Origin of the sequence: Nocardia seriolae NBRC 15557 (assembly GCF_007990715.1) — a bacterium.
In the GTDB taxonomy this organism is placed as follows: domain Bacteria; phylum Actinomycetota; class Actinomycetes; order Mycobacteriales; family Mycobacteriaceae; genus Nocardia; species Nocardia seriolae.
In genome coordinates this window covers 1-2881 of the sequence record NZ_BJWY01000237.1, presented here as the reverse complement: position 1 = coordinate 2881, position 2881 = coordinate 1, and the positions used below count along the sequence as shown (strand labels likewise).

The window sequence follows — 2881 nt, the reverse complement described above, 5'->3', positions numbered from 1 at the left end:
CGCGAAGGATGTTCCGGCGGTGTCCTACTCTCCCACACCCTGTCGAGTGCAGTACCATCGGCGCAGGTGGCCTTAGCTTCCGGGTTCGGAATGGGACCGGGCGTTTCCCCACCGCTATAGCCGCCGTAACTCTATGAAACTATCCACAGAGAGCCGAACCCCTTGCGAGGGTTCGTCTTCCTGTATCTGTGTGTTGTTTCAGATACTGCACAGTGGACGCGTAGCTTCTTTGTTGGTAAGTCCTCGGCCTATTAGTACCAGTCACCTACATCTGTTACCAGACTTCCAGTTCTGGCCTATCAACCCAATGGTCTGTTGGGGGCCTTACCCCCTCGAGGGGGTGAGAAACCTCATCTTGGAACAGGCTTCCCGCTTAGATGCTTTCAGCGGTTATCCCTTCCGAACGTGGCCAACCAGCCGTGCTCCTGGCGGAACAACTGGCACACCAGAGGTTCGTCCGTCCCGGTCCTCTCGTACTAGGGACAGCCTTCCTCAAGTTTCTAACGCGCGCGGCGGATAGAGACCGAACTGTCTCACGACGTTCTAAACCCAGCTCGCGTGCCGCTTTAATGGGCGAACAGCCCAACCCTTGGGACCTACTCCAGCCCCAGGATGCGACGAGCCGACATCGAGGTGCCAAACCATCCCGTCGATATGGACTCTTGGGGAAGATCAGCCTGTTATCCCCGGGGTACCTTTTATCCGTTGAGCGACACCGCTTCCACTTGCCGGTGCCGGATCACTAGTCCCGACTTTCGTCCCTGCTCGACCTGTCGGTCTCACAGTCAAGCTCCCTTGTGCACTTGCACTCGACACCTGATTGCCAACCAGGCTGAGGGAACCTTTGGGCGCCTCCGTTACATTTTGGGAGGCAACCGCCCCAGTTAAACTACCCACCAGGCACTGTCCCTGAACCCGATCAGGGTCCGAGGTTAGAGGTCCAATACGATCAGAGTGGTATTTCAACGACGACTCCACGAATACTGGCGTACCCGCTTCACAGTCTCCCACCTATCCTACACAAACCGTACCGAACACCAATACCAAGCTATAGTGAAGGTCCCGGGGTCTTTTCGTCCTGCCGCGCGTAACGAGCATCTTTACTCGTACTGCAATTTCGCCGAGTCTGTGGTTGAGACAGCTGAGAAGTCGTTACGCCATTCGTGCAGGTCGGAACTTACCCGACAAGGAATTTCGCTACCTTAGGATGGTTATAGTTACCACCGCCGTTTACCGGGGCTTAAATTCTCAGCTTCGCACCCAAGGGCGCTAACCGGTCCTCTTAACCTTCCGGCACCGGGCAGGCGTCAGTCCGTATACATCGTCTTACGACTTCGCACGGACCTGTGTTTTTAGTAAACAGTCGCTTCTCACTGGTCTCTGCGACCCAACCCAGCTCCCACCGCAAGGGCGTTCACCAGACCGGGCCCTCCTTCTCCCGAAGTTACGGAGGTATTTTGCCGAGTTCCTTAACCACAGTTATCTCGATCGCCTTAGTATTCTCTACCTGACCACCTGTGTCGGTTTGGGGTACGGGCCGTGTACCAACTCACTAGAGGCTTTTCTCGGCAGCATAGGATCACTGAATTCGCCTCAATCGGCTACGCATCACCTCTCAGGCCATATGCTGTGCGGATTTGCCTACACAACGCCCTACAGGCTTACACCAGGTATTCCATCACCTGGCCCAGCTACCTTCCTGCGTCACCCCATCGCTTACCTACTACAGCCAGGGTCGTGCGCAGCCACTTCCGTCCTCCCGAAGGAGGTCCATCCGCTTTTGGGCACTTAGCACAACTGATTCGATATTTGGCGCGGATACACGGGTACGGGAATATCAACCCGTTGTCCATCGACTACGCCTGTCGGCCTCGCCTTAGGTCCCGACTCACCCTGGGCGGATTAACCTGGCCCAGGAACCCTTGGTCATTCGGCGGACGAGTTTCTCACTCGTCTTTCGCTACTCATGCCTGCATTCTCACTCGCATGGCCTCCACGGCTGGATCACTCCGCCGCTTCCCTGGCCATACGACGCTCCCCTACCCATCCGCACTCCTGGCCCGAAGGCGGGATAATGTGCGAATGCCGCGGCTTCGGCGGTGTACTTGAGCCCCGCTACATTGTCGGCGCAGAATCACTTGACCAGTGAGCTATTACGCACTCTTTCAAGGGTGGCTGCTTCTAAGCCAACCTCCTGGTTGTCTTCGCGACTCCACATCCTTTTCCACTTAGTACACGCTTAGGGGCCTTAGCCGGCGATCTGGGCTGTTTCCCTCTCGACTATGAAGCTTATCCCCCACAGTCTCACTGCCGCGCTCTCACTCACCGGCATTCGGAGTTTGGCTGACTTCGGTAAGCTTGTGGGCCCCCTAGGCCATCCAGTAGCTCTACCTCCGGTGAGAAACACGCGACGCTGCACCTAAATGCATTTCGGGGAGAACCAGCTATCACGGAGTTTGATTGGCCTTTCACCCCTACCCACAGCTCATCCCCTCAGTTTTCAACCTAAGTGGGTTCGGGCCTCCACGACGTCTTACCGTCGCTTCACCCTGGCCATGGGTAGATCACTCCGCTTCGGGTCCATAGTGTGCGACTGCGGCGCCCTATTCGGACTCGCTTTCGCTACGGCTCCCCCACACGGGTTAACCTCGCCACACACCGATGACTCGCAGGCTCATTCTTCAAAAGGCACGCCATCACCTATTACAGCTCTGACGGATTGTAAGCGCACGGTTTCAGGTACTATTTCACTCCCCTCCCGGGGTACTTTTCACCTTTCCCTCACGGTACTAGTCCGCTATCGGTCACCAGGTAGTATTCAGGCTTATCGGGTGGTCCCGACAGATTCACAGCAGATTTCACGGGCCCGCTGCTACTCGGG

At 56.6% G+C, this 2881-nt stretch carries 2 rRNA genes; both read right to left on the bottom strand.

Features of this window, described 5'->3' with window-relative positions:
* Window positions 1-11: 11 nt before the first annotated feature.
* A 5S ribosomal RNA gene (gene rrf, locus NS2_RS35335) occupies window positions 12-128 on the bottom strand.
* A 103-nt stretch (window positions 129-231) separates the two neighbouring features.
* Window positions 232-2881 (bottom strand): 23S ribosomal RNA (locus NS2_RS35330); the annotation flags it as partial.